The organism is Luteolibacter sp., from assembly GCF_058122085.1.
Window position 1 is genome coordinate 14,625 of the sequence record NZ_JBIKBQ010000016.1, and the last position, 24,515, is coordinate 39,139.

The following is a 24,515-nucleotide window of genomic DNA, read 5'->3' on the forward strand; positions in this document are numbered from 1 at the left end:
CCGCCCGCCAATATGCGAGCCGCGGATTTTTGTCCGAAATCGATGAATGCCTGTTCTGCATCCTGCCGGACGGGCCGTACGCACTGAAAAAAGAAAACAAATACTGACTATGAATATCCATACACTCACGGCCGACGTCGGAACCAATCCGATGACGTTCGAAACCGGCAAAATCGCCAAACTCGCCGATGGCGCCGTCACCGTCCGCTGCGGCGACACCATCATCCTCGTCACCGCCGTTTCCTCCACGAAAGTGAAGCCCGGCCAGACCTGGTTCCCACTTTCCGTGGAATATAAGGAAAAAGCCACCGCTGCCGGCGTCTTCCCGGGCGGCTACTTCAAGCGCGAAGGCCGCCCGACCGAAAAGGAAATCCTCACCTGCCGCATGACGGACCGCCCACTGCGTCCGCTGTTCCCGAAAGGTTACCTCTACGAAACCCAGATCGTCGCCATCCTGCTCAGCGCCGATGGCGTGAATGACTCCGACATCCTCGCGATGAACGGTGCCTCCGCCGCCCTCTGCCTTTCCGACATCCCCTTCGCCGGCCCGATCGGTGCGGTGCGCGTCGGTCGCGTGGACGGACAATTCGTCATCAACCCGACCCACGACGAGCGCGCTGAAAGCGATCTCGACCTCATCTACGTCGGCGACAAGACCAACGTCATCATGATCGAAGGCCAGGCCGACGAGCTCCCGGAAGACGAGTTCATCAAGGCGCTTCACTTCGCCCAAGCCGCCGTTGTCAAACTCGTCGCCGCTCAGGAAGAACTCGCGAAACTCGCCGGCAAGGAAAAGCGTTCCTACGAACTCACCGTCGCCAAGGAAAACCTGCTCGAAATCGCTTACGAAATCGCCGGTGACCGCATCGAAGCCGCCATCTACGCGCCATCAAAAACCGAGCGTGCCAAGAAAGTCGGCGCCCTCCGCGACGAAGTGGAAGCCGCCATCAAGGAGCGGGCTCCTGAAGCGACCGACTTCGACGTCGAGCAAGCTTTCGAATACCTCCAAAAGAAGGCGTTCCGCATTTCCATCATGGAAAAAGGCGTCCGCGCCGACGGCCGCAGCATCGGTGACCTTCGCACTCTCTACGGAGAAGTCGGCACCTTGCCACGCGTTCACGGTTCCGCCATTTTCTCCCGTGGAGAAACCCAGGCGCTCGCCATCACCACGTTGGCACCTGCCGACGAGAAGCAACACTTCGACAACTACGCCGGTGGCGAAGACGAAAAGCGCTTCATCCTCCACTACAACTTCCCTCCATTCTCCGTCGGCGAATGCGGTCGTATGGGTGGCATCAACCGCCGCGAAATCGGCCACGGTTCGCTCGCCGAGCGCTCCATCGAGCCTGTGATCCCTGACGAAACCGTCTTCCCCTACGCCATCCGCGTTTCCTCGGAAGTCATGGAATCCAACGGTTCCACCTCGATGGCCTCCGTTTGCGCAGGCGTCATGGCCCTGCTCGACGCCGGTGTCCCGCTCATCCGCCCGGTCGGCGGCATCTCCGTCGGACTCGTCACCGAGAACAACGAAGACGGCTCCATGAAGTCCCACAAGATGCTGCTCGACATCATCGGTTCGGAAGACTTCTACGGCGACATGGACTTCAAGCTCTGCGGCACCAGCGAAGGTGTCACCGGCTATCAGCTCGACCTCAAGCTCGCCGGCCTCCCGCTCGCGATGCTTGAGGAAGCCATCCACATCGCCAAGGCCGGCCGCACCGCCATCCTTGCGAAAATGGCCGAGTCGATCGTCGAGCCCAAGCCGCTCAGCCCTCACGCCCCGCGCATCGTTTCCGTCAAGATCCCAGCCGACCGCATTGGCGAGCTCATTGGACCAGGCGGCAAGAACATCAAGGGCATCCAGGCCGAGTCCGGCGCCGAGATCAACATCGAGGACGACGGCACCGTGCACATCTACGCTTCCAAACAAGAGGGTCTCGACCGCGCCAAGGCGATGATCGACCGCATGTTCCAGGAAATCGAAGTGGGCAAGGTTTACACCGGCAAGGTTGTTTCCATCACCCAGTTCGGCGCCTTCATGGAAGTGCTCCCCGGCAAGGACGGACTCGTCCACGTCTCCGAGCTGGCCGAAGGCCGCACCGAAAACGTTGAGGACATCGTCAAAAAAGGCGACGTCATCACCGCCAAGTGCCTCGGAGTCGACGAAAAAGGCCGCGTGAAAATGTCCCGCCGCGCCTGGCTCCGCGACCAAAAGGCCGCTGAGCACGACGCCCAGCAACCCGTCGCCGCCGAGTAATCCTCAGCCGCGATTCTAGCGAATCCATCATCAAACCGGCGTCCTCACAAGGGATGCCGGTTTTTTGCATGGCAAACCCACCGTTCCCGGTATAGACAAAACTCATGCCAGATACTTACAACATCAAAGAGGCACAGGCAGGGCTTACGAAACTCTGCCGATCGGGAAAGCGCTTTGTCATCGCCAATCGGAACCGCCCGGTGGTGGTGGCCATGCCGGTCGAGGACTTCGAGGCGCTGATGGAAACACTCGACGTGCTGGCGGATCCAGCGGCGATGAAAGCCATCCAATCCGCCCGAAACGGCGAGTCCACCTACCGCCAGCTCGATCTCGAGGATGAAAATTTCGGCCTCTGATCAAGTCGCCGCATGGCTTTGCGGTCTCCCTCCTCAGACCAAGCACCGGGTCAGACTGGCGCTCCGTGGATTGGCCGAGGGAAAGGGTGACATCAAAGGGTTACAAGGCCCCCTCGAAGGATTCAATCGGCTTCGAATCGGAGGATTACGGATCATTCACCGCCAGATTTCCGGAAATGAAATCCGGCTCGAATACGCCAACACCCGGGATGCCGTCTATGAACTCTACGAGCAGATTCTTGAGAATCGCGGCAAGTAGCAGTGAGCGCCCGCGTCCCGGCGCTGTTCATGCCAGATACTTATAACGTCAAGGACCCTGCAGGCGTGAGCCTCTTCCGAAACCTGAGCGCATGTCTGCTGTCGCGACGTGGGTTCTTGGCGGTGATTTTACCGCTCGCGATTTTAACGGCAGTTGGCTGGTGGTGGCGGGGATATCCGGCGCGACTGCTTTGGTCGGACATCCGCGAGGGGGACGGCGCGGTGCTGTCACTGGCTGCGGGCAAGGATGCTGCAGGAAACGAAATCGTGGTGGCGGGCGGCTACTTCCGGACCGACGCCTCGGGCCGCGATCTGCGGGTGCTGTGCTATGACGCCGCCGACGGCCGGGTCCGCTGGGAAGCGCGTGAGGACAAGGCCCTGCCTAACATGATGGCGGATCCGATCATCGCCATGGATCCCGCAGGCGACGTGCTGGTGGGCTGGGAAACCGCGGCGGCCCGGCTTGGGGCCAACAAGGCGGTTTCGAAATACGCGGGAGCCGATGGGCACCTGCTGTGGGACTGGAATTTGCAAAACGCCGATAGCGGAACATCCATGACGGCCATTCCGGTCCCGAACCAGTCGGGCGTGCTCTGGGTTTCCGGCATTCGGAAAATCTCGGGAGAGCACCGGCGGTTCGTCGCCGCGTTGAATTCGCAGACCGGCGCTCCGCTTTGGGAGGATGACTTGAATACCGCTCGCGATGGCGTGGACCGTCCGGCGCAAATCCATCACCTCAAGCAAGGTGGGGCGATGGTGGTGATTCCCCCGCGGGGCGGTGAGGGCAAATTCCCTTGGATCGTTCAACATCGCTCAGCCGCGGATGGCGGCGTTCGCTGGCGGCACGAAATCCTGCGGGACAACGACCGCTCGTTGCAAAGCTTGGAATGGCTCGTCGATGAAGCGATCGGGCAGATCGTGATTTCATGGAACTCGGTGACCGCGGGGCGGATGCACTTCGATTTCGCGGCGCTCGATCTAACGACAGGTGCCGCGCGCTGGCATGTCCGGGACATCGTCCCTGCCGATGATTTCAGAAGTGGAGTCGAGGCCGTGACGTCGGGCCAGAATGGCGGCATCGAGCTTTGGGGAAGGCGCGTGAAGACGATCATCCACACCAAGTGGTGGAGTTGGCGGATGGAGCATGGACGCCGATGCGGAGCTTCGCTCCCGGCTTGAGCAATTCCGGCGGGAAGACCCGGGTGTTTTGACGTTGGAAATGAAACCTACCGGGGTTGCTTCCCCAGCCGCCATTTTGACCGGCAAATGAAAGCCCGCCCGACTCGTTGTCCTCTCCTGCGAAAACCGGCGTTTGCCAATTTCCAAGCTGCCGTCCTTCGGGTTGAATAACCCGGTGGCAGCGCTCGGGTTGCCGATCCGGCGGTCTTGGGAAACCAACTCTTGTTGCGAAAGATAAGCTGGCAGCGTCATGGCCATTCCGTTGCATTCCTTCAGGCGGAATTCCATCAACATCGCCCTCCGCGAGTTGGACCGCAGGCGGCAGCGGATCACTTTCCCGTCCTCGTTTTAGGTATCCACGTTCAGCCCTCCGTAGGTTCCGCCACTGGATCCCTTGGAGTGGAGAAACGGCAGCGAGAACTTCTTCGCCGGCGAGACTTCCACCACCCGCTCGCCTACCGACACACCGAGGATTTCCAGCTCCCCGCCATCCTGGAAAGCCACGATTTTCAGCGGTCCGGTCGCCGCCGCTGGAGGAGGAGTCGTGATGAGGTCCGCCCTCAAAGCCAGGGCGACCAGTAATACAACCAAAACCAAACCACCCGCGGCCGCCGCGATTTTCCATTTCATCGGCTTTGCCTCATCCATCCCGCAGGCTTCCATGATCTATCAAATGAGCAAGCTCCATCTGTTGAGGGGCGGCTTTGGAGAATTCCACCTTTCACGCAATTTCACGATTTCCACGGTCTGGTGCTGGCCAAATGGAAATGAGCCTGCCACGCTGTTTGCATGTTCCGAAAAACTTTCCTGCTATTGCTCGCCGGACTCGTCGCTGGGTCGGTGCAACTGAGAGCCCAAGAAGATCCTGCCGCCCCGGACAAGCCGGGGGATTCGCCCGGGCCGAACCGTTTCTGGCAGGCGTCGCTCAGCGGCGGTCACTACATGGTGGCGCTCGACCGGATTTCCGCGGTCAGCCGGCACAAATACCTGCTCGACGGGGCTGTGATCGTGGATGAAGTCACGGTGGACGCGCTGGGCCAGGCGCTCGCCCGGTTCTATTTTATCAGTCCGGTGACGGACGCCGCACCGGGCAACGCGGTGGGCGAAATCGCGAAACGCGGACGCGAACTGGTCGAAAAAGCCGCCGATCGCATCGGCACCGACGCCCAGAACATGGTCATCAAGAAATACCCGGAAACCAGCCATGCCCGGACGATCGAATTCCGCATTCTCTCGGAAAAGGAGCTCGCCGCACTTTATTCAAGCGTCCGCAGTGCTTGGGAAACCGGCCGCGGCCGGCAGTTCAGTGCGAAGTGAGGATTTCCACGATTGCGGAAACCTGATCCGCTCGGGGGATCGTCAGGACCACGGCGCGGAATTTGAGATTTTGGTTTTCCTCCGGTGTCGGAGGTTTTGCATCGGTGATGCTCCAAGTGCCGGTGGCGCACGCCCGGCGGAGGATGATCTGATGACCGTCTTTTCTCAAAACGACTTGGTCGCCTTGAATCTCGGCCGCAGCGTCGGTGAAGGCCCGCCAGACGATCTCGCCGGAGGGTTTCGTGATTTGATCCTCGATCCGCACGGCTCCGGTAAGGGCGTTGAACCGCGCACCGCGCACGACTTTTTCCGCGGCTCCGGCGTAGGCGTCGGAGAGGTCGAATGTCGCCTCAAGCGGGCTGGAGCTGGCCAGCGGGCAGGGTTGCGAGTCGGCGTTTTGGAGTTTTCCGTTGATTTCAAGAGTGTTGTGCGAACGGTTCTGGAGCCGGAAATAGGACCATCGCTTGCCGCCGAAGTAGCCCGGCAGGTTGTAGTTTTCACTCCCGAGATCGTGAATCCAGCGGACGCCGTGGGCATCATAGACGAATGAGCCCACGTCCATGTGGCCGTGGCTGGCGGCAGGCGTGCCGCCCTTGATGGCGAAAAACGCGGCGTTGGCATCCCAGCCGGTGCGGAAAATCGCGATGGCCTGCTCGCCGCCGAACACCGCGGCGGTAGGCAGGGTTTTTTTCACCGCGGGCGGTTCCGGCAGCCAGAGCACGGCCAGCGGGAAATAGCGGTCGCCGGTGATTTCCCCGTCGTCGGCCAGCGCGCGGGAGAAGAGCCCACGGACATAGCGGGCTTGGTCGGCGGCCTTGAAATGGCTCGCCAGCCAGCATTGGGCGGGTGAGGGAGTTTCAAGGCGGGAACCTCCATCGGCGAAATTGAACGCGATGCGCGTGGGGCCGGTAAGCTGCATCACGGCGTCTCCGGATTTTTTCAAAATGGCGTTGTCGGTGATCGGCTTTTCCAAGGTTTGACAGGCGGCCAGCAGCATGACGTGGAAATTGGTGCCGTAGTGCCAGTAGCCCGGCCCCTCGGGATACATGCCGTCGGGTTCGTAAAATTTCCCGCAGCTTTCGACGAGCTTCAGCCCGCGGGCGAACAGGTCTTCCGCCAGCCCGTCGTCCTTTCCGGCCACTGCGGCGGCGGCCAAGGCGATGCCCGAGCCGCAGACTTGCGACCAGTTGTTGCGGGGATTCGACCACCAGCCGCCCTTGTCATAGACGGCTTTGGCGGGTTTGAGGGCTTTCTCGATGATGGCGCGCTCGCACATCGCGCGTTGCTCCGGCGTGAGAGTGTCGTAGAGCCAGTCGTAGCCGGTCGCCACGGCGCTGGCCATTTCCGCGGTGTCGAGGAAATGAGGGGGATTCCAGTCCTTCAGCGCGCAGGCGGCCTCCAGTTCGGCGATCGCGCGCAACCGAAATTTTTCCCCGCCGCCCATGCGCCATGCCCAGCCGCAGTGCATGATGTTGTGAAGGGCGATGCGGGATTCGAACAGCAGGCGTTTGCCGTCCGGGATTTCATAGCGACAGGTCCGCTTTTTCAGGACTCGCTCGGCTTCGTCCATTGTCACGGCTTGCAGCTTCGCGGCCAAGGGATCTCTCGCGAGTTTTTCACGCAGCGCGGCTTCCGAGGATTTCGGCAGCCACAACCGGGGATGAGGTTTCTCCGCCAAACCGCCAGCCGCCAGTGCGAGCGTCGCCAGCCAGATTCCACCGAATTTCCACATGTCCCGCATACGCCGCTGAGCGCGCGGTCTTACACCCCGGCGAGACCCGCGCTTGAATTGCCCGTGATCCCGACCTAGCGTCCGCGCCTCCATGAGTTCATTCGAAAGCAAAGTCCGCGAAGCCCTCGCCAATCCCCAAAACCAAGGCGAAATCCCCGACGCCGACGCCATGGGAACCGTCGGCTCGCCCGAGTGCGGCGACATGCTGCGGATGTGGCTCAAATTCACCGAAAAGGACGGCAAGCGCATCATCGACCGCGCTTCGTTTCAAGCCTTCGGCTGCCAAACGGCGATCGCCGTGGCGTCGATGGCCACCGAGCTGCTGCGCGGGAAAACGGCGGAGGAGGCCAAGCACCTCACCGCCAGCGAACTCACCGGCGACCTCGGCCCTTTGCCGCCGATGAAGATCCATTGCGGCCAGTTGGTGGAAGGTGCGCTGCGAAACGCCTTGGACAACGACTCGCCCGCCGCCGCCGTCGAAACGGGAAACATGGCGCCGACGCTCGCGTCGTCGCTCCACCGAAAAGCGGGCGGCACCCTCCGCATCGTGCCGCTCGATTGAGTGGTTTGGTTTTTATTTTCGCCAACGACGATAAAGATGCCGAATCCGCGGCGTTTGCTACTTTTCCAGAACCCTTTATTCCGTGCTCGAGCTCCGAGAAGTCAGTTTCATCATCCGCAAAGACGGCGAGGAAGTCCCGCTGGTGGACCGCGTCTCGATCCGCGTGCCGAAAGGCCACTTCATGGCCATCGTCGGCCCGTCCGGATGCGGCAAAACGACCCTCCTCAAAACCATCGCCGGACTCAATCCCGAGTCGGCCGGCGCGTTGTTCTGGGACTCGCGGAATCTCTCGGAAGATGGCGATTTCTCGCCTTCGGAAATCGGCTACGTGCCGCAGTTCTCCATCGCCTACGACCCGCTCACCGTTGACGAATCAGTCGAAGCCGCGACCCGCCTTCGCGTCCGCTGCCGCGACACCGCGGAGCTCGACCAGCGGATCGACCAGGTGCTCGAGGAAACCGGGCTCGGCCCGATCAGCGACCGCCAGGTGAAGGTGCTTTCCGGCGGCCAGAAGCGTCGGCTCGGGCTGGCGATGGAGCTCGTTTCCGACCCGAAACTGCTGCTCTGCGACGAGGTCACCTCCGGCCTCGACCCGCGCTCGGAGCGGGAAATCGTCCGCCTGCTCCACGATCTCTCGCGCAAGGACGGCCGGATCGTGCTCTCGGTGACCCACTCGCTGGCGCACCTCGAGCTGTATGATTCCATCCTCGTCCTCCACGAAGGCCGGGTCGCGTTCCACGGTCCGCCGGAGCAGCTGACCCACTATTTCTCCGTCAGCGACACCGAGGAAGTCTATCCGCGGCTGGCGACGCAGCCGTCCGAGCGCTGGCACGACTCGTGGCAAAAGCATCGCGATTCCTATCAGAATATGATGGAGAAAAACCGCGCGCTGCTCGTCACCAGCGGCGATCTCCAGGCCCCGGCGCCCGCGGCGGCGGAAGAACCCGAAGCCCCGCGGCTGCCGGGATTTTTCAGCCAGTTCGCCACCCTGCTGTCGCGCCGCTGGCGGATCTTTTTCCGCGACCGCGGTCAGGTGTTTCTCCAACTCGCCATCATCGTTTGCTTCCCGATCCTGGTGACGCTTTTCAGCGACAAAGCCTCCGGCAACATCCGCCGCTTTTCCGACACCCGGCAAAGCGAGAGAGCGGAAATCGAGGAGAAAATCCTGGTGTCCTCGGATCAGGCGAAGGTCGGATCGGCCATCTCCGGCATCATCATGTTCCAGGTGGTGCTGCTGTCGCTGATGGGCTCTAACAATTCCGCGCGCGAGATCGCCGGCGAGCGGCCGATTTACGAGAAGGAGAAATTCGGCGGGCTGCGGCCCACGGCCTACCTCGCGTCGAAGGTGGCGTTTCTCGCCTGCCTGGTGATCGGGCAGTCCTTGTGGATGGCGTTTTTCGTGAACTTCTTCGGCGCCTTCCGCGGCGATTTCATCCAGCACGCGGGCTTCCTGCTGCTGGTCAACGCGGCGATGACCGCCGTCTGCCTGGCCATTTCCTCGCTGATGCGGACGGCCGAGCAGGCGTCGCTGCTTTCGATCTATCTGGTGGGGTTCCAGCTGCCGTTGTCCGGCGCGGTGCTCGCGCTGCCGGAAAAAATCGAGGCCTTCACCCGCCCGTTCATCTCGGCTTACTGGGCGTGGTCCGGCTCGGTGGATGCCCTCCAACCGCAGGTTTACAACGCCGTCAAATCGGTCATCGATACCAGCCTGTCCGCCCAGGAAATCTGCTTTTACGCCCTCGGCGCGCACATCGCCGTGGCGCTCATCGCCACCTGGGCCGGCGCCCGCAGGCCGCAATGGGACTGAGCGGATTTTATCCCTCGATTTCAAGGATTTCCCAACTAGCTTCACTCCTGAAACCACCTTGAACCATGGCACGTCGCGCTAGCTCCCATCTCCACCCCGGAATCATCATCGGCGCCATCGCCGCGATCGTCGTCGCGGTGGTCGCCGGCAAATCCCTCATCGGCAAAAAAACCGCGACCTTTGGCGACGTCGCCAAGCTGAGCGTGGACGAGCTGCTCGAAAACGGCAACAGCCTGCGCGGCAACGAATACGTCATCGAGGGCCAGATCGACGAGAAACTCCAGTGGACGACCAGCCGCGGGCAGTTCGTCAGCGTGAAGATCGAGGTGCCCGGCGGCGACGAGTTCGTCGGCATCGAGATTCCCCAGGGGTTCAACAAGCTCAACATCGACACCAAGCAGAAATACGCGTTCCGGGTGAAGTTTCGGCAAGGCGGCATCCCCGTGGCCACCGGCGTGAACCGCCTCTAACTTGAAATTCCCCGTCTCATGAAATCCCGCCTTTTGCTTCCGCTCTGCCTCGCCGGTCTGGCCCACGCCCAGGTTTACACGCCGCCGCCCGCCGCGAAACCCGCGGCGACGCCGACCGACACCGCGCCCGCCGCCGAGAAAAAGCAACCCGCCGCCGGCCCGCTCGGTCAGGAAATCCCGATGCTCGACCCGGCCGCCGAGACCATCACCGTCGGCGGCGTGGCGATTCCGCTCGGCGACAACCGCCTGCTCAAGGCGCGCTTCGAGAAATACCTCAGCCAGCCGCCCGAGAGCGATGAAGCCGCCGAGAAATACCGCGAAACGATCGCCAACATCCTCGCGACCATTTCGCCTTTCCGCAGCGGCGGGCCCGATCTCTACGCCGCGTTCACCCAGCTTCCCGGCGCGTCCGCCTATCCGGGAGACGCCAACCTCTGCGGCTCGCTGGCCGAGTCCATTTACATGGCCATGCTCGCCAAGCAGGACGTGAACGGCCTCAAGAAACTCAATCTATCCATCGAGGAGGAGAAGAAGGCGATCATTCTGGAAGGCGATTGGAAAGCCCGCCACGAACGTGACAAGGAGCTGGGGAATTCCAGTGACATCAAGAACAAGAAGGGCGGCTCCCAGCCCGCCACGAATCCCGGCGCCGGCGTGAACTCGCTCAAATACGCCGACACCCTCCGCCGCATCGCGGAAATCGAAGCGCTCAAGAAAGCCAACATCGTCCGCACCGAGGCGGGCACCATCCGGACCAAGGCGCAATACCAGGTCAGCATGGTCCAGTGGTTCGTGCAGCGCCGCTACGAGCACGTGCTGATGGCCGCCCGCTTCTACAACCAGATCTGGAAGGACGGCGACGCCACCCTCCGCGTGGACAAGGACTCGGACGTCTCCAAGTTGTTTTCCGAATCCGTCGGAGTCAGCCCGACCGTGGCTTCGCTCGACTCGCTATCTAACGAAGCGATCCGCGAGGCCGGCAAATACATCGAGGCCTTCGACCTGATGCTCTCGCGCAACGAGCTGCACAACGCCTCCCAGCGGCTGATGGAAGCCTACGCGCTCGGCGAGTATCTCGCGCCGGTGGCGACCCTTTCCCTGGAGAAAAAACGCCGCATCGCCGAATACGTCCGCGATTTGCACGAGCTCTACGGCACCCTCCAGGCGCACGACTACACCAAGACCATGGAGCTGGCAGAGCGCCTGAAATCCGCCGCCAAGGATTTCCCGTCGTCCAAGGTGGACAGCGCCATCGCCGCCTACACCCTCGCCTCGGACCTCGCGATCGAGGAGGCCAAGGGCCATCTGCTAGCCAAGGAAAGCGACAAGGCCGCTGAGAAGATCAAGGCGGCCGCCGAGATCTGGCCGACCAATCCGAAGCTCAAGGAATTCCGGAATCTCGTGAGCAACTCCGGCGGACTCATCATGATCCGCAACGATTTCGACCGCCTGCTCAGCGAGGGGAACTTCCGTGAAGTCGCCCGCCGCCAGTATGAAATTGCCCCGGCGATCCAAGGCGACCCGACGCGCGAGGACGCCTTCAAGCAGATCATGACCAACTTGACGAAGATCGAAACCGCGCTCGGCAAGGCCTCGGAATTCAGCAAGATGGGCCAGGACTACGCGGCATGGGAACAGCTCGCCAAGCTGCGCGAGGACTTTCCGGATGATCCGAAGCTCGGCCGCGAGCTGGAGCTGCTCGCTCCGAAGGTGGCCGACTTCACCCGCGCGCTCGACAAGGCCCGGCAGTTTGAAAGCCGCACGCCCAAACAGATCGGCTCCGCGCTTTCATGGTATCTGAAGGCCCGCAGCATCTATCCGCAAAGCAACCTCGCGGACGCGGGCACCAAGCGCCTCACCGACGAGATCCTGCCGCCGGACGACGGCGGCACGGCAGGCAAGGAGTGAAACCGCCTCAGCTCTCCAAGGAGGCGTGGCCGGATGAGAATGGCTTTCCCTGGCCGGGATCACGGCACATGATCCGGCCATGCGCCTCGCCGTCATCAATCTCGTCGGACTTTCCCGATCGCTGTTAGGCCCGGACATGCCGGGCTTGACGCGGTTCGCGGAGAAGCACGGGCTGCAAAGCTACGCGCCCGCGTTTCCGGCGGTGACTTGCACGGCGCAGTCGTCGATCGCCACCGGGACCTCGCCGGCCGGGCACGGGATCGTGGCGAACGGCTGGTATGACCGGGAAAGCGCGGAGGTGCGGTTCTGGAAACAGAGCAACCACCTCGTCCGCGGCGAGAAGCTGTGGGACAAGCTGCGGCGCGAGGTTCCCGGCTTCACCTGCGCGAAGTTGTTCTGGTGGTATAACATGTATTCCACGGCGGACTTCTCCATCACGCCGCGGCCGCTCTATCCGGCGGACGGGCGCAAAGTGTTCGACGTCCACACCCAGCCGATGGAGATGCGCGACGATTTGAAGAACGACCTCGGGCCGTTTCCCTTCCCCGCGTTCTGGGGGCCGGCGGCGGGGATCGCCTCGTCGGAGTGGATCGCCGCTTCCGCGAAATGGGTGGAGGAAAAGCACTCCCCGACGCTGAGCCTGGTCTATCTGCCGCATCTCGACTATCCGCTGCAGAAGGACGGACCGGCGGCGGCTAACATCCCGGAGGAGCTGCGGAAGATCGACGCGCTGGCGACGGATCTCATCGGCTATTACGAGTCGCGCGGCGTGCGCGTGCTGGTGCTGTCGGAATACGGGATTTCCCCGGTCAGCCGGGCGGTCCATCTCAACCGCCTGTTCCGGCAAAAAGGCTGGATTCAAATCAAGGACGAGCTCGGCCTGGAAACGCTCGACTGCGGGGCGTCGCGCGCGTTCGCCGTGGCGGACCACCAGGTGGCGCATGTCTATGTCAACGACGCAACGATTCGCGATGAAGTGCGGAATTTGCTAGAAAACACTCCGGGCATCGACGAGGTCCGCGTGTCCGCGGAAATCTGGGGCGAGGGCGTGGCGACCGGGCGCGGCGGGGATTTCATCGCCATCGCGGCGGCGGACGCGTGGTTCACTTATTATTTCTGGGAGGACGACGCGGTCGCGCCGGACTACGCGCGGACCATCGATATCCACCGCAAGCCGGGCTATGACCCGTGCGAGTTGTTCATCGACCCGGCGCTCAAGTTTCCCAAGCTGCGGATCGCGAAATTCCTGTTCAAGAAAAAGCTCGGGCTGCGTGGCTTGCTCGATGTCATCCCGCTGGACGCCTCGCTGGTGAAGGGCTCGCACGGCCGGGACCGCGTGGCGGACGACGAGCGTCCGGTCTTGTTAGGCTCGGCGCGCCCGGTGAGCGCGGCGGAGGATGTCCACCGGGCGATTCTGGCGGAATTCAGCGCGGGCTGATCACCACGGCGTGCTCGTCGAAGCGGACCTTGGCGCCTGTTTGGTCGGTGAGGTATTTCAGCACCGCCTTGGCGGGCATGTTCTTCAAATTCAGGGGAATTTTCTGCCCGGCGAGGAGAGCCTTCGGATCTTCGATGACGAAATTCGGCGTCACTTCGCCCTTGGATTCCTTTTCGATGATCAGGCCCAAGCCGGTGAGCGCTTCCTGGAGGGTGTCTTGATCGAGTCGGAAAACCGGGATCACCACCGCGCCGGATTTCGCCTCGCGGCCCTTGCTGGCGATGGCCGGAGCGTTGAGTTTCAGCTGGCCGAGGCTGTAAATGATGTTGGGATTCCTGGGGTCGCGCTTGAGTCCCTCGGTGTAAAAATTCCGCTGCGGAAGAGGTCGATCTCCATGTCCCACTGGAGTTTCGGCTGGGTCCCGGCGAGGAATTTCTCGTAGGCTCTGGCAAAAACGGACGAGGTCACCGCCTGGTTGAGGACGGCTTCCTGGTTTTTGAGTTTCGCGGGGTCGCGGGAAATGGAATCGACGATTTCCTGAGCCTCCACGGCCAGCTTGGCACGATCGGCTTTTTCGGAGGCGGCCTGGAGCGTGAGGACGAGCCAGCGGAGTTGTTGGCGAAGGGCGAGGCGGAGGCCGGGATCGGCGAGCTTGTCGGCTTCGTTGCGTTTCCATTCGCGGAAATCGGCGGACTTCTTTTGCTGGTCCTCGAAGTTCACTTTTTCCATGCAGTTGAGGTAGAGCGAGATGGCGGCGTCGTCGCTGGCGATGGCCTCGCGGAAGGCGGCCAAGGCGACGCGGAATTTCGCGTCGACTTTGGAATTCGCGGATTCCCGGAGCTTCTCGAGATTTTCCAGCAGCGTCTCGCGGTCCGCATCGGTGAGGATTTCCGCCCGCGCGCTGTTGAGGCTGAGAGCGGCGCAAAGCAGGAGAACGTGAACTCGCATGGGCGGGGTCATCACAAAATTCGAGGGCGGGGCCAAGGGGGAAGAATAAATATCTTCCGGCCGCCGCTTGCGTGTCGGCGCGGTTTCCGCGCTTGGATTTTCGCGATTCACGCGCATGGTTGGCTTCGTCACCCACCCATCCATGAATCCCGCATTCCGTCGTTTGTTGGCGCTTGCCGCCGTTTTCGTCACCGCTTTCATCGCCGTCTCCGCGCTGCGGACGTGGCGGTCCGGCGGCGATTTGCGCAGCTTGATTCCCGGCTTCTCCAAGAAAGCCGGTCAGTTCCAGCCGGAAGCCTTCACGCTGCCGGACAAGGCTCCGCTGGATCTGGGCGATGTCGAGCTGCTGTCCCGCCTCAACAACGAATACGCGCGGCTAACCGAAGCTGTGGTGCCGTCGGTCGTAAGCATCGACACGGCGGGCATCCGCAGCGAGCAGCTGCTCGACATCTGGGGCCAGACGCGGGTCCGCAACTATCCGACCCAAGGCCAGGGCTCGGGCGTGATCGTCACCAAGGAGGGGCACCTGGTGACGAACCATCACGTGATCGCCGGCCAACAGAAAATCCAGGTGACGCTCCACGGCGGCAAGGCTTACACGGCCCGCCTCATCGGCGAGGACACGCTGTTGGACATCGCGGTGTTGAAAATCGATTCCAACGAGGTTTTTACACCGCTGAAAATGGGCGACTCGTCGCAGGCCCAGGTCGGGCAGATCGTGCTGGCGCTGGGCAATCCGTTCGGGCTGGGCGAGACGGTGACCCAGGGGATCATCTCCGCCAAGGAGCGCTCGCTCTCGGACAACCAGCGGGACCTCTTCCAAACCGACGCCGCGATTAATCCGGGAAATTCCGGCGGGCCGCTGGTGAATTTGCGCGGCGAAATCATCGGCATCAACGTCGCGATTTTCTCCCAGGACAAGCAGAACCCCGGCTTCCAGGGCGTGGGCTTCTCGATCCCGTCTAACGACGTGAAGGAGGCGCTGTTCCAAATCCTCGAACGCGGCCGGCCGGTCCGCGGCTTCCTCGGCGTGCAGATGCGCGATCTCGACCCGACGGTCCGCGCCGCGCTCGGCTACGAGGACGAGGATGGCGCGGCGATTCTCGGAGTTTCCCCCGGCTCGCCCGCGGAGGCGGCCGGGCTGCAGGGGTGGGATGTCGTCCGCTCGCTGAACGACGAGAAAATCCACTCCGCCACCCAGCTTTTCACGCTGGTCCAGCGGGCGCGGGTCGGTGACGCGATCACCCTCGACGTCTGGCGCAAGGGCAAGTCGATGAAGGTCAAAGCGACCATCGCCGAAAGTGGCGCGGCGGCCTCGGGGCAGCCACCGTCCGTCGCTACCAACCAAGGTCGCACCCGCGATCCGGAGGAGGTTTTGAAAGCGCTCGGGATCCAAGTCCGGGACTTGTCGGTGCCCGAACGGCTGCGCGGGTATCGCGGCGTGGTGGTGACCTCCGTCGCGGAAAACGGGCTGGCTGCGGCGCAAGTGAGGGTCGGCGACCTCGTCATCGGGGTGAACAATTTGCGGGTCGGCAGCGCCAGCGAGTTTTTCCTGCACCTCGCCGCCTCCGCCGCGGTGCAGGACACCAGTCTCCAGGTCTTCCGCGAAGGGCAGGTGCTCCGCTTGAACTTGCCGGCTCTGCCGCGGCAGGAATGATCCGGATTGGTTGAAATTTTTCCCAATCTTCCTGTGTTTTAACTGAGTCCTTCATGCAACGTTCCAAGCTTCCCTATTTTTTCCTCGGCCTCGCCGCGGTCATCACCGTCGCCGCGGTCGCAATTTTGATCATCCGGCCGGGTGTGCCTTCAAAAGCTCCCGCCGCGGTTTCGGCGCTGCCGGAAAATCCGCTGACGCCGCCTGAAATTGAAAAGCCCGCCGATCCCGTCATCCCGCAAAATCCGGACACGCCACCCGCGTCACCCGCAACCGTCGGCAGCGCGGCGGATCCCGCCCTGCTCGTCGCGCAAATCGCCAAAGCCTTGGAAACCGGTGACCTCACGAAGCTCAGCCGACTGATCGGCAAGGACGCGCTCGATTCCGAAACCAGCGCCCGGCTCCAAGCGCTCGCCGCCACCCCGTTGCGGCTGCGCCAGCCCGACGGCATCCGCGAAGTGGGTGAACTGGAACTCAACGCGCGCTCCCGCTGGGTCCTCGAACTGGATGGCCCTCCACCCGGCCGCGACCGCATTTTCCTCGATCTCCGCCGCCAAAACGGCAAGTGGACGGTAGGAAAAATCACACTCCCGCCGGGGCCGGACGAGCCGCTCCCGAAAGTTATTCCCGCAGACTCGCTGGACGTGGCCGACGCCTTCCTGCAAGCGGTCTTGAAGCAGGATTTCGAGCGCGCGCGGGCTTTCGTGGACCCGGCGACCGTCTCGGACGCCAAAATCGCCGGACTTTGCATCCTGTTTGAAGAAGGCGAATACCGGCTCCGCAAGACCAAGCCGCTGCGCGCCATGTTCCAGCGCGACGACACCGCCGGCTATCTCGCGAACGTGGAAACCCGCGATGGCAAACAAACCGCGCAGTTCGCCATCACCCTGAAACAAGCACCCGCCAGCTGGATTGTTTCCGAAATCAACCTCAACCAACTGCTCGCCGACTACGCCCGCCGCGTCGCCGGAGGGGATCTCTACTACACGCCTCTCGTCAAAAACCCCGGCGGCGGTGACACGCTCGCGCTCTATTTCGAGTTCGACGAAGACGAAATGAATCCGCGCACCAGCCGCCAGCTGGAAATCGTCTCACTCATCCTGCGCTCCGACCCCGGCAAGAAAATCACTCTCAGCGGCCACACCGACGTCCTCGGCACCGCCGTTTATAACAACAGCCTCTCGTCGCGCCGGGCCGGCGTCGTCCGCGATTTTTTGATCAAAGCCGGGGTCGATGCGCGCCAGATCGTGACCGTCGCCAAAGGAGCCAGCCAGCCCCGGCGGCCGAATGTCACCGAAACCGGCGTCGATGATCCGGAAGGCCGCCGGGCTAACCGCCGGACGGAAATCTACCTGGATTTCTGACGGGAGTAAGTTCGGGCCGCTCCCGCCCGTAGAAGAATCCACTCTTTTGTCTTTGCCGAAGCTTCCAGCTCGTGGAGCGTGACCAAGCCACACATGAATTCTCCCCGTCTTTTTCTGCTTTCGAGTTTCGTCTTCATCGGATTGAGCGGTTGCGGCGTGCGTTCCGTCTCGATGCGCGGGGAGGTTTCCGTGCCGGCGGACTGGAAAAACGCCGCGGGATTTCCCGTCGCCTCGCCTTCCCGCGACCTCTCGCGCTGGTGGAAGCGCTTCGACGATCCCGGCCTCAGCCGCATCATTTCCGACGCCCTCGGAAACAGCCCGGACATGGCGGCGGCGGCGGCCCGGATTCGCGAAGCCCGGTCGCGACGGGATGCGGAGGTCGCCCTGCTTTTCCCCACCCTGCGCGGCGCGGCGTCCGCCAGCGGCAGCAGCACCTCGGACGGCGGCGGGTCGGATTGGAAAGGCGGCTCATCCTCCGCCGCCGCGCTCAACGCTTCCTGGGAAGCCGACCTTTTCGGAAAACGCCGCAGCACCATCGAAGCCGCCACCGCCCAAGTCGGCGCCACCGAGGAGAATTTCAACTCCGTCCAAGCCGCCCTCTCCTCGGAAATCGCCAGCGCCTACACCCAGCTCCGGGTCGCGGAAGCCGCGCTTGAAGTGCTGTTACGCATCATCAAAACCCGCGAGGAAACCTCGCAGCTCGCCACTTGGCGGACCCAGGCGGGCGAGGCGGATTCGCTCGAATCCAGCCAAGCCCTCAGCAGCCTCGAACAAGCGCGCGCCGGGGTGCCCGCCCTGCGGCAAGCCATTTCCCAATCCCGAAACCTCCTCGCCCTCCTCGCCGGTCGCACGCCCGGCAGCCTCGACGGCCTGCTTTCCTCCGGCAAACAAAGCATCCCGAACCCATCCCGCAGCCTCGCCGTCGGCATCCCCGCCGACACCCTCCGCCAGCGGCCCGACGTCCGCCTCGCGGGCTATCAGCTTCTCGCCGCCGCCGCCCAGACCCGCGCCGCCGATGCCGAGCGCTTCCCGTCCCTCAACCTCAGCGGCACCCTCGGCGTGAACGCCCTCGGCGCGGGAAAAATCTTCAACCCCGACACGGCCAGCGCGGACATCATCGCCGGCCTGACCGGACCGATTTTCGATGCCGGACGCATCCGCGCCAACATCGACGCCCAGAGCGCCGTGGAGGAACAGGCCTTCCAAACCTACCGCGCCACCGTCCTCACCGCGCTCTCGGAAGTCGAGGACTCGCTCATCGCCTGCCGCCGCACCACCGAGCGGTTAGCCACATTGGAAAGGGCCACCACCGCCGCCCGCGAAGCCGCCAAACTCGCCCAGCAACGCTACGAAGCCGGCGAAACCGACATCCTAACCGTCCTCGACGCGCAACGCTCGCTGCTCGGTCTGGAAGACAGCCTCTTCACCGTCCGCGCCAACCGCGCCATCGCCTACATACAGCTCTACAAAGCCCTCGGCGGCGGCTGGTCGGCGGGTTCTTGAAATCATTTTCCACCCTTCATCCCATTCCATGACTTTGCCCGATTCATCAGCAGACCTTGCCGCCATCGTCGCCAGCGGCGCCTCACGCCCGGTGAGGAAATGGCTGTTCACCGCTCTCGCCGTCGCCCTGATAGGCGCGGGAGCCTGGTACTTTTTCCAACGCGCCGGGAATGGCGAGGAGAAGATGGAATATCAAACGCTGGAGTCCAAAGCCGGCCGCATTGCACTCATCGTCACTGCCGCCGGCAACCTTGCTCCCACCAACCAGATCATCGTCGGCAGCGAGCTTTCCGGCACCGCCAAGGAAGTGTTGGTGGACACCAATGACCCCGTGAAAAAGGGCCAGCCCCTCGCCAAACTCGACACCTCCAAGCTCGACCAGCAGACCGAACGCAGCCGCGCCGCGTTGCTCGCGGCCAAGGCCAGGGTCAGCCAGGCCGAGGCCACCGTCGCGGAAAGCAAAGCCTCGTTGGCACGTCAGGAAGAACTCCACAATCTCAGCAGCGGCAAAACCCCGTCGCGCGCCACCATGGAAACCTCCCGCGCCACCCTCGCCCGCGCCCAGGCCGATCTCGCCAGCGCCCAAGCCGCGGTGGCCGGAGCGGAGGCGGATGTGCGCGCCTTTGAAAGCGACCAGGCGAAAACCATCATCCGCTCGCCGGTGGATGGCATCGTGCTCGCGCGTTCCATCGATGTCGGCCAGACCGTCGCCGCCTCGTTCACCGCTCCCACGCTTTTCACCATCGCCGAGGATTTGAAAAAAATGGAGCTCCTCGTGAATGTTTCCGAAGCAGACATCGGGCGCATCGAAACCGGCCAGAATGCCGATTTCAGCGTCGATGCCTGGCCATCCCGCAAATATTCCGCCAAGGTCAAAAAGGTGGCGTTCGGCGCGGTCGGCACGGGCACCCCCGCCAAGGAAGGCACCGCCGCCTCCAACACCGTGGTCACTTACAGCACCGAGCTCGAGGTTAGCAACGAGGACCTCTCGCTGCGCCCCGGCATGACCGCCACCGTGGACATCGCCATCGTGGACAAGACGGACATCCTCGTCGTGCCCAACGCGGCGCTCCGCTTCGACCCCGTGGCCGCAATCGCAATCGCCAAGCCGAATGAGACCAAGAAAACCCTCGTCCAGAGCCTCTCGCCGGGTGGCGGCAGGCGCTGGCGGGGAACCCCCCCGCCGAAAGCGGGTTCCTCCGACGCCACCCCGAAGGTCTGGACTCTCAAGGACGGCGAGCCTTCGGAAATCGAGGTCACCACGGGAATTACCGACGGTCGCTTCACTGAAATCACCGGCGGGGAACTGGCCGCGGGAACCCCCCTCATCATCAGCGTCAAGCCACCCAAGACCGAATGAACGCCGAAACGCTCATTCAACTCCAAGGCATCACCAAGCGCTACGGCACGGGCGAAGCCGCGTTCCTCGCCCTCTGCGGCGTGGACCTCACGATCCATCGCGGTGAGTTCGTCGCCATCATGGGCCCCAGCGGATCAGGTAAATCCACGCTCATGAACCTGCTAGGTTGTCTCGATACCCCCACCGCAGGCTCCTACCGCTTCAAAGGCATCGAGGTGGAAACCCTCAACAAAGACCAGCGCTCGCTGCTCCGCCGTCACGCGCTCGGATTCATTTTCCAAGGCTTCAACCTCCTCGCCCGCACCTCGGCGCTGGAAAACGTCGAGCTTCCGCTACTCTATCGGGGCTACTCGCGGAAACAACGCCACGAGATGGCCCGCGAGGCGCTGGCCCAAGTCAGCCTCTCGGACAAGGAGCGCAACACCCCGGCCGAACTCTCCGGCGGCCAGCAGCAACGCGTCGCCATCGCCCGCGCCATCGTCACCCAACCCGACACCCTTTTCGCCGACGAACCCACCGGCAACCTCGATTCGAAAACCACCGTCGAAATCATGGCACTCCTCCGCAAGCTCAACACCGACCGCGGCATCTCCATCATCATGGTCACTCACGAGGATGAGGTCGCCGCCTGCGCCCGCCGCGTCATCAGTGTCCGCGACGGGCTGATTTCGTCGGATACGGTAAAGACGCAAGACACAAGACTTGAGGACACAAGATGAGAAATTCTCCATACACCGCCTCTTCCTCGCCCCTGGACTTCTGTCTTGAGTCTTGCGTCTTCAAATCTTGAGTCTCGCCGCCATGATCTTCAACGCCCTGCTCATCGCCATCCGGGAAATCCGCAGGAATCTCATGCGCTCGTTCCTCACCGTGATCGGCATCGTCATCGGCGTGGCCGCCGTCGTCACCATGGTCACCTTGGGCCGAGGAGCCACCGAGACCGTCAAACAACAGATTTCAAAAATGGGCAACAACCTGCTCATCCTCCGTCCCGGCCAAGGCTGGCGTGGCGACGGCGCGCCGATGTTCAGCTTGGCCGACGTCGAGGCCGTCCGCAATCAAGTGCCCGGCATCGCCTCGGTCGCCCCCCTCATTTCCAACAGCGCCCAGATGGTCTATCAGGAGCAAAGCCACAACTTCGACATCCAGGGCACCACGCCCAACTATTTCGGCATCGCGAACTGGACCCTCAGCAGCGGTCGTTTCTTCACCGAGCAGGAAGTGGCGGAATCCTCGCCCGTCTGCGTCATCGGGGAATCCATCCGCAAGGAACTCTTCGGCGAGGGCGTGGACCCCATCGGCAGCAAGATCCGCGCGAAAAGCATGACGATGGAAGTCATCGGCGTCACCAACGTGAAAGGCCAGGGCGGCTTTGGCGACGACCTGGACGACAACATGATCACCCCCTACACCACCATCATCCACCGCCTGTCAGGCCGCCAAGGCGGCAGGGCTTTCAACCAAATCATGATGTCCGGCGAACAAGGTTACCCCGGCGCCAACATCGTCAGCGACGTCGCCGCCCTGATGCGGGAGCGCCGGAAAATCACTGCCAACGAGGATGACAACTTCAACGTCTTCGATTCACAGCAACTCGCCGAAGTGATCAGCTCCAGCACCAAGGTGATGACATCATTGTTAGGAGCCGTGGCCGGCGTCAGCCTGCTCGTCGGCGGCATCGGCATCATGAACATCATGCTCGTCTCCGTCACCGAGCGCACCCGCGAGATCGGCATCCGCCTGGCCATCGGCGCCCGCGCCCGCGAGGTCATGCTGCAGTTCCTCGTCGAGGCCGTCACGCTCTCCTGCGTCGGCGGAGTCGCGGGCATCCTGCTGGCCTACGGCCTCTGCGCGAACCTCGCCAAAGTCGTCGGCGCGCCCTTCCTGTTTGATCCGAAAATCAACATGATCGCCTTCGTCTTCTCCGCTGCCATCGGCATCCTCTTCGGCTTCATGCCCGCCCGCCGAGCCGCCGGGCTCGACCCGATCGAAGCGCTCAGGCATGAGTAGGTCGGGAGTTGAGAGTTGAGAGAAAAAAGCAGATGAAAAGGCCGTCGTCAGGCCTACAGTGCCGCCACAAATTCCGGCAGCGTCACTCCGGCCTGCTCGATCAGGCCCTTGAGCGTTCCCGGCTTGATCGGGCGGTGCATCGGCACCACTACGGTCCTCTCTTCCTTGCGCAGGATGCGATGCGAACCCGTCTGCCGTATTTCCACGAAGCCGAGCCGTCGCAGTGCCTTGGCCGCTTCTTCTCCGTTCACATCCCTCGGCACCTTTATGCGAGCAGCAGCAGCGGGTCTTCGACGAAATGAAGCTGGATGCGCAGGGGTTTTCCACCTTCGGAAAAGTACCCTGCCACAGCGTCGCGCAGCATCGCCTCCAAGTCTGCAATGCTCTCACCCTGGGTGCAGATGCCGCCGCCTGTGGGATCATCCCACCGTGCCACAAACCCACCGGTTTCGTCGCAGGTGGAAACCTCGAAGCGAATGTCCATGCCGGTATATCGTTCATGAGCGGAAATGGTTCAAGCTCGTAAAAATGGTGTTGATTCGCAGATTCCTCACCATGAGCCCTATCACCATCGCCGCCGTCAAAGAACAAGCCGGGGAAATCCCCATCCACGCCGCGATCCACGCCCAGCTCCAGTCGCGCCGCGCCCGCACCACCGCCCTCCGCCCTCCGCCCTCCGCCCCGACTTCCGCCCCGACTTCCGCCCCGACTTCCGCCCCGACTTCCGCCCCGACTTCCGCCCCGACTTCCGCAAAGTCAGCGAAATCCTCGAAGAACTCGACCGCCTCATCCTCCGTTTCCGCCGCACCGAGTCCGGCACCCGCTTCGCCGAAGCCTAGCAAGCCGCCCGCATCGTCCGCGACCTCGGCCGCGGAGCCGGCGAAACCCCGCCACCCCCCGCCGCCTGATCTCCCACACCAAGGAGCGGTGGTATCCGACCACCGGGTGCATGGAAAGCCAATGTCTAGCGACTCTCGCCTCTCATGGTCACCTCATGCACTTGGGCGGACGGATTCCGCCCTTCCTTGCCCAGCCTCCGCCATCTGATAGCGATGATTCCAGCGTTCCGCCCTTCGGAAAAATGATGGTCTTTCCGATCCTTGAGTCATCAAACATCGGTTACCATCGCCATCATCGACTGCTGAATTGTCGTTCGGGAAACCTGACCGAGATTCTTCTCGCCAAACTCGGTTGAGATTACCCATCCTCCGACGGATCGACTTACAAAGTTAGTCCAAGAATCCAAATGCCACCTTCCCCGAAGGGGAAAGACGAACCCACCAAACCTACAAGCAAAATGAGAAGAATGATTTATTGCCTGAGCGAATATTATACCGGCACCAAACTGATGAAAGCGCGGTCACTTTTGATGCTTTTTGGTGTTACCATATTGTCTGGGTGTGCGGCATCTGTTGTTCCGGCCGGACCAGATACTTACATGATCTCTACGACAGAGATTGGTCTGACGCAGGGCGGACGGGCAAAGGCTGAGGCGTATCGCAAGGCGGACGAGTGGTGCCGGGCACGTGGGTTGGTCATGGTTCCGATTGCTGTAGACCAGCATTCGGCAGAACCGTTTGGCCGCTATGGCGGCGCTGAATTGACCTTTCGCGCGTTAAAACCGGGTGATCCGGAGATTAAGAGGATCAACGTTGAGAAGCCAGACTTTACGCAAAGATTGCAAGTGCGATAATTTAAATAAAGTTTTTCTATCACAACAAATTTTCAATTAGAAATCAAGACAGTAATAAGCCGGCTCATCCAACGGCGGTTAGCGTCCAAATTTAAATTCCGGCTTACCTCCCCGCCGTTGATGGCCTATACGTTCGATAAGAAATGTTCTTAATCTACATGCTCGGAGTGCTTTTCGCACTGATCATTTGGTCAGCGACTTCCGCCATCACGCGTAAAGGAGCGAGGCAAGAGATTTGGGCACGTGGGGCGACGAATGTTGGACTGGTCACACACAAGATCGCAAATGGCACCGCAACTTTTGGCGACAAGATCGGTGTGGTGATCGCTACCATATTGGGGGCATTCCTTTCCCCTATGTGGATCGCCGCATCAGCGATTTTTGGGGGTCTGCTATTTCTGATTTTCCACATTTGGCTTGGATGGACCAAGTGCTTCGGGGTCAGTCCCGGCTAACAAGCATACGGGTCAAACCAGCGGTAGCCACCAAGCGGCTCACCGAACACCTCCTTTTTCCCGGCTTCGGTCCGGCCACCCGCTCTTTCAACGGCCTTCATCCCAAAAGCAATTTCCCAGCATTCCGCTTGCCGCACGTATTGCACGGGTGAGTTGAGGGTTGATAGGAAGAATCGAATCCGCCACTCTTCCTCATTCCATCAACTCTCAACCACCCACTTCCTCCCCGTGAGCCCTATCACCA

At 62.2% G+C, this 24,515-nt stretch carries 25 protein-coding genes; 19 read left to right on the forward strand and 6 right to left on the reverse strand.

Translation table 11 applies throughout. The annotated features are described in order from the left end of the window. Positions 1–109 precede the first annotated feature (109 nt). The 4 genes from AC4DF4_RS04005 (at position 110) to AC4DF4_RS04020 (ending at position 4,050) form a co-directional block, all read left to right on the forward strand. On the forward strand, positions 110–2,257 hold the full coding sequence (locus tag AC4DF4_RS04005; protein ID WP_490046826.1) for a polyribonucleotide nucleotidyltransferase: 2,148 nt from the start codon (positions 110–112) through the stop codon (positions 2,255–2,257). Positions 2,258–2,361: 104 nt separating this feature from the next. Beyond that, positions 2,362–2,613: a type II toxin-antitoxin system Phd/YefM family antitoxin gene (locus AC4DF4_RS04010; protein ID WP_490046827.1), complete on the forward strand. Its 252-nt coding sequence runs from the start codon at positions 2,362–2,364 to the stop codon at positions 2,611–2,613. Further along, on the forward strand, positions 2,594–2,872 hold the full coding sequence (locus tag AC4DF4_RS04015) for a type II toxin-antitoxin system RelE family toxin (RefSeq protein ID WP_490046828.1): 279 nt from the start codon (positions 2,594–2,596) through the stop codon (positions 2,870–2,872). The genes AC4DF4_RS04010 and AC4DF4_RS04015 overlap by 20 nt, the downstream gene beginning before the upstream one ends. Before the next feature lie 2 nt (positions 2,873–2,874). Continuing rightward, positions 2,875–4,050, forward strand: a complete 1,176-nt coding sequence (locus tag AC4DF4_RS04020) for an outer membrane protein assembly factor BamB family protein (protein ID WP_490046829.1) — start codon at positions 2,875–2,877, stop codon at positions 4,048–4,050. A 348-nt stretch (positions 4,051–4,398) separates the two neighbouring features. Here AC4DF4_RS04020 and AC4DF4_RS04025 read toward each other — a convergent pair whose 3' ends face one another. Further along, entirely contained in the window at positions 4,399–4,713 is a 315-nt protein-coding gene (locus AC4DF4_RS04025; RefSeq protein ID WP_490046830.1) for a hypothetical protein, read from the reverse strand. A gap of 126 nt (positions 4,714–4,839) precedes the next feature. Between AC4DF4_RS04025 and AC4DF4_RS04030 the strand changes: the two genes are divergently transcribed. Then, positions 4,840–5,367: a hypothetical protein gene (locus tag AC4DF4_RS04030; protein ID WP_490046831.1), complete on the forward strand. Its 528-nt coding sequence runs from the start codon at positions 4,840–4,842 to the stop codon at positions 5,365–5,367. On the opposite strand, the gene AC4DF4_RS04035 is transcribed toward AC4DF4_RS04030, so the two are convergent. Then, entirely contained in the window at positions 5,354–7,099 is a 1,746-nt protein-coding gene (locus AC4DF4_RS04035; protein ID WP_490046832.1) for a heparinase II/III domain-containing protein, read from the reverse strand. The genes AC4DF4_RS04030 and AC4DF4_RS04035 overlap by 14 nt on opposite strands. 91 nt (positions 7,100–7,190) lie before the next feature. On the opposite strand from AC4DF4_RS04035, the gene AC4DF4_RS04040 reads away from it, so the two are divergent. The 5 genes from AC4DF4_RS04040 to AC4DF4_RS04060 all read left to right on the forward strand — a co-directional run bounded on the left by AC4DF4_RS04040 (position 7,191) and on the right by AC4DF4_RS04060 (position 13,284). Beyond that, on the forward strand, positions 7,191–7,661 hold the full coding sequence (locus AC4DF4_RS04040) for an iron-sulfur cluster assembly scaffold protein (RefSeq protein ID WP_490046833.1): 471 nt from the start codon (positions 7,191–7,193) through the stop codon (positions 7,659–7,661). 82 nt (positions 7,662–7,743) lie between these two features. Further along, a complete protein-coding gene (locus AC4DF4_RS04045) occupies positions 7,744–9,468 on the forward strand; it encodes an ABC transporter ATP-binding protein (RefSeq protein ID WP_490046834.1) in 1,725 nt (574 codons plus the stop codon). Positions 9,469–9,533: 65 nt separating this feature from the next. Then, complete coding sequence (locus tag AC4DF4_RS04050) at positions 9,534–9,938, forward strand: hypothetical protein (RefSeq protein WP_490046835.1); 405 nt, start codon at positions 9,534–9,536, stop codon at positions 9,936–9,938. Between the two features lie 18 nt (positions 9,939–9,956). Further along, positions 9,957–11,846, forward strand: coding sequence for a hypothetical protein (locus AC4DF4_RS04055; RefSeq protein ID WP_490046836.1), 1,890 nt, complete (start codon positions 9,957–9,959; stop codon positions 11,844–11,846). Between the two features lie 79 nt (positions 11,847–11,925). Continuing rightward, entirely contained in the window at positions 11,926–13,284 is a 1,359-nt protein-coding gene (locus tag AC4DF4_RS04060; RefSeq protein ID WP_490046837.1) for an alkaline phosphatase family protein, read from the forward strand. On the opposite strand, the gene AC4DF4_RS04065 is transcribed toward AC4DF4_RS04060, so the two are convergent. Both AC4DF4_RS04065 and AC4DF4_RS04070 read right to left on the reverse strand, forming a co-directional pair. Beyond that, the gene (locus AC4DF4_RS04065; protein WP_490046838.1) at positions 13,271–13,687 is read right to left on the reverse strand and encodes an STN domain-containing protein; all 417 of its coding nucleotides are present in this window, start codon (positions 13,685–13,687) and stop codon (positions 13,271–13,273) included. The genes AC4DF4_RS04060 and AC4DF4_RS04065 overlap by 14 nt on opposite strands. Then, positions 13,585–14,232, reverse strand: a complete 648-nt coding sequence (locus AC4DF4_RS04070) for a hypothetical protein (RefSeq protein ID WP_490046839.1) — start codon at positions 14,230–14,232, stop codon at positions 13,585–13,587. Before AC4DF4_RS04070 ends, AC4DF4_RS04065 begins: the two co-directional genes overlap by 103 nt. A 142-nt stretch (positions 14,233–14,374) precedes the next feature. Here AC4DF4_RS04070 and AC4DF4_RS04075 point away from each other — a divergent pair, with 142 nt between their 5' ends. The 6 genes from AC4DF4_RS04075 (at position 14,375) to AC4DF4_RS04100 (ending at position 22,123) form a co-directional block, all read left to right on the forward strand. Beyond that, the gene (locus AC4DF4_RS04075) at positions 14,375–15,889 is read left to right on the forward strand and encodes a trypsin-like peptidase domain-containing protein (protein WP_490046840.1); all 1,515 of its coding nucleotides are present in this window, start codon (positions 14,375–14,377) and stop codon (positions 15,887–15,889) included. 53 nt (positions 15,890–15,942) lie between these two features. Further along, positions 15,943–17,250, forward strand: a complete 1,308-nt coding sequence (locus tag AC4DF4_RS04080; RefSeq protein ID WP_490046841.1) for an OmpA family protein — start codon at positions 15,943–15,945, stop codon at positions 17,248–17,250. 93 nt (positions 17,251–17,343) lie between these two features. After that, the gene (locus AC4DF4_RS04085) at positions 17,344–18,753 is read left to right on the forward strand and encodes an efflux transporter outer membrane subunit (RefSeq protein ID WP_490046842.1); all 1,410 of its coding nucleotides are present in this window, start codon (positions 17,344–17,346) and stop codon (positions 18,751–18,753) included. 28 nt (positions 18,754–18,781) lie between these two features. Beyond that, positions 18,782–20,113 carry an efflux RND transporter periplasmic adaptor subunit gene (locus tag AC4DF4_RS04090; RefSeq protein WP_490046843.1) on the forward strand — a complete coding sequence of 444 codons (1,332 nt, stop codon included), beginning with the start codon at positions 18,782–18,784 and terminating at the stop codon, positions 20,111–20,113. Beyond that, positions 20,110–20,832, forward strand: a complete 723-nt coding sequence (locus AC4DF4_RS04095; RefSeq protein WP_490046844.1) for an ABC transporter ATP-binding protein — start codon at positions 20,110–20,112, stop codon at positions 20,830–20,832. The genes AC4DF4_RS04090 and AC4DF4_RS04095 overlap by 4 nt, the downstream gene beginning before the upstream one ends. Before the next feature lie 67 nt (positions 20,833–20,899). Further along, positions 20,900–22,123 carry an ABC transporter permease gene (locus AC4DF4_RS04100; RefSeq protein WP_490046845.1) on the forward strand — a complete coding sequence of 408 codons (1,224 nt, stop codon included), beginning with the start codon at positions 20,900–20,902 and terminating at the stop codon, positions 22,121–22,123. A 53-nt stretch (positions 22,124–22,176) separates the two neighbouring features. On the opposite strand, the gene AC4DF4_RS04105 is transcribed toward AC4DF4_RS04100, so the two are convergent. After that, the gene (locus AC4DF4_RS04105) at positions 22,177–22,374 is read right to left on the reverse strand and encodes a type II toxin-antitoxin system HicA family toxin (RefSeq protein WP_490046846.1); all 198 of its coding nucleotides are present in this window, start codon (positions 22,372–22,374) and stop codon (positions 22,177–22,179) included. Positions 22,375–22,388: 14 nt separating this feature from the next. Then, entirely contained in the window at positions 22,389–22,607 is a 219-nt protein-coding gene (locus tag AC4DF4_RS04110) for a type II toxin-antitoxin system HicB family antitoxin (protein ID WP_490046847.1), read from the reverse strand. Positions 22,608–22,632: 25 nt separating this feature from the next. On the opposite strand from AC4DF4_RS04110, the gene AC4DF4_RS04115 reads away from it, so the two are divergent. The 3 genes from AC4DF4_RS04115 to AC4DF4_RS04125 all read left to right on the forward strand — a co-directional run bounded on the left by AC4DF4_RS04115 (position 22,633) and on the right by AC4DF4_RS04125 (position 24,271). Next, positions 22,633–22,962, forward strand: coding sequence for a hypothetical protein (locus AC4DF4_RS04115; protein WP_490046848.1), 330 nt, complete (start codon positions 22,633–22,635; stop codon positions 22,960–22,962). A 467-nt stretch (positions 22,963–23,429) separates the two neighbouring features. Continuing rightward, positions 23,430–23,816: a hypothetical protein gene (locus tag AC4DF4_RS04120; protein WP_490046849.1), complete on the forward strand. Its 387-nt coding sequence runs from the start codon at positions 23,430–23,432 to the stop codon at positions 23,814–23,816. Positions 23,817–23,959: 143 nt separating this feature from the next. Continuing rightward, on the forward strand, positions 23,960–24,271 hold the full coding sequence (locus tag AC4DF4_RS04125; protein WP_490046850.1) for a hypothetical protein: 312 nt from the start codon (positions 23,960–23,962) through the stop codon (positions 24,269–24,271). The last annotated feature ends 244 nt before the right edge of the window (positions 24,272–24,515 follow it).

Coding starts and splice junctions, on each gene's coding strand:
- AC4DF4_RS04115 (WP_490046848.1), top strand. CDS start 22,633: ATGGTTCAAGCTCGTAAAAATGGTGTTGATTCGCAGATTCCTCACCAT.
- AC4DF4_RS04015 (WP_490046828.1), top strand. CDS start 2,594: ATGAAAATTTCGGCCTCTGATCAAGTCGCCGCATGGCTTTGCGGTCTC.
- AC4DF4_RS04075 (WP_490046840.1), top strand. CDS start 14,375: ATGAATCCCGCATTCCGTCGTTTGTTGGCGCTTGCCGCCGTTTTCGTC.
- AC4DF4_RS04085 (WP_490046842.1), top strand. CDS start 17,344: ATGAATTCTCCCCGTCTTTTTCTGCTTTCGAGTTTCGTCTTCATCGGA.
- AC4DF4_RS04005 (WP_490046826.1), top strand. CDS start 110: ATGAATATCCATACACTCACGGCCGACGTCGGAACCAATCCGATGACG.
- AC4DF4_RS04050 (WP_490046835.1), top strand. CDS start 9,534: ATGGCACGTCGCGCTAGCTCCCATCTCCACCCCGGAATCATCATCGGC.
- AC4DF4_RS04030 (WP_490046831.1), top strand. CDS start 4,840: ATGTTCCGAAAAACTTTCCTGCTATTGCTCGCCGGACTCGTCGCTGGG.
- AC4DF4_RS04040 (WP_490046833.1), top strand. CDS start 7,191: ATGAGTTCATTCGAAAGCAAAGTCCGCGAAGCCCTCGCCAATCCCCAA.
- AC4DF4_RS04120 (WP_490046849.1), top strand. CDS start 23,430: ATGATTTATTGCCTGAGCGAATATTATACCGGCACCAAACTGATGAAA.
- AC4DF4_RS04055 (WP_490046836.1), top strand. CDS start 9,957: ATGAAATCCCGCCTTTTGCTTCCGCTCTGCCTCGCCGGTCTGGCCCAC.
- AC4DF4_RS04010 (WP_490046827.1), top strand. CDS start 2,362: ATGCCAGATACTTACAACATCAAAGAGGCACAGGCAGGGCTTACGAAA.
- AC4DF4_RS04060 (WP_490046837.1), top strand. CDS start 11,926: ATGCGCCTCGCCGTCATCAATCTCGTCGGACTTTCCCGATCGCTGTTA.
- AC4DF4_RS04035 (WP_490046832.1), bottom strand. CDS start 7,099: ATGTGGAAATTCGGTGGAATCTGGCTGGCGACGCTCGCACTGGCGGCT.
- AC4DF4_RS04080 (WP_490046841.1), top strand. CDS start 15,943: ATGCAACGTTCCAAGCTTCCCTATTTTTTCCTCGGCCTCGCCGCGGTC.
- AC4DF4_RS04125 (WP_490046850.1), top strand. CDS start 23,960: ATGTTCTTAATCTACATGCTCGGAGTGCTTTTCGCACTGATCATTTGG.
- AC4DF4_RS04070 (WP_490046839.1), bottom strand. CDS start 14,232: ATGCGAGTTCACGTTCTCCTGCTTTGCGCCGCTCTCAGCCTCAACAGC.
- AC4DF4_RS04095 (WP_490046844.1), top strand. CDS start 20,110: ATGAACGCCGAAACGCTCATTCAACTCCAAGGCATCACCAAGCGCTAC.
- AC4DF4_RS04025 (WP_490046830.1), bottom strand. CDS start 4,713: ATGGAAGCCTGCGGGATGGATGAGGCAAAGCCGATGAAATGGAAAATC.
- AC4DF4_RS04110 (WP_490046847.1), bottom strand. CDS start 22,607: ATGGACATTCGCTTCGAGGTTTCCACCTGCGACGAAACCGGTGGGTTT.
- AC4DF4_RS04090 (WP_490046843.1), top strand. CDS start 18,782: ATGACTTTGCCCGATTCATCAGCAGACCTTGCCGCCATCGTCGCCAGC.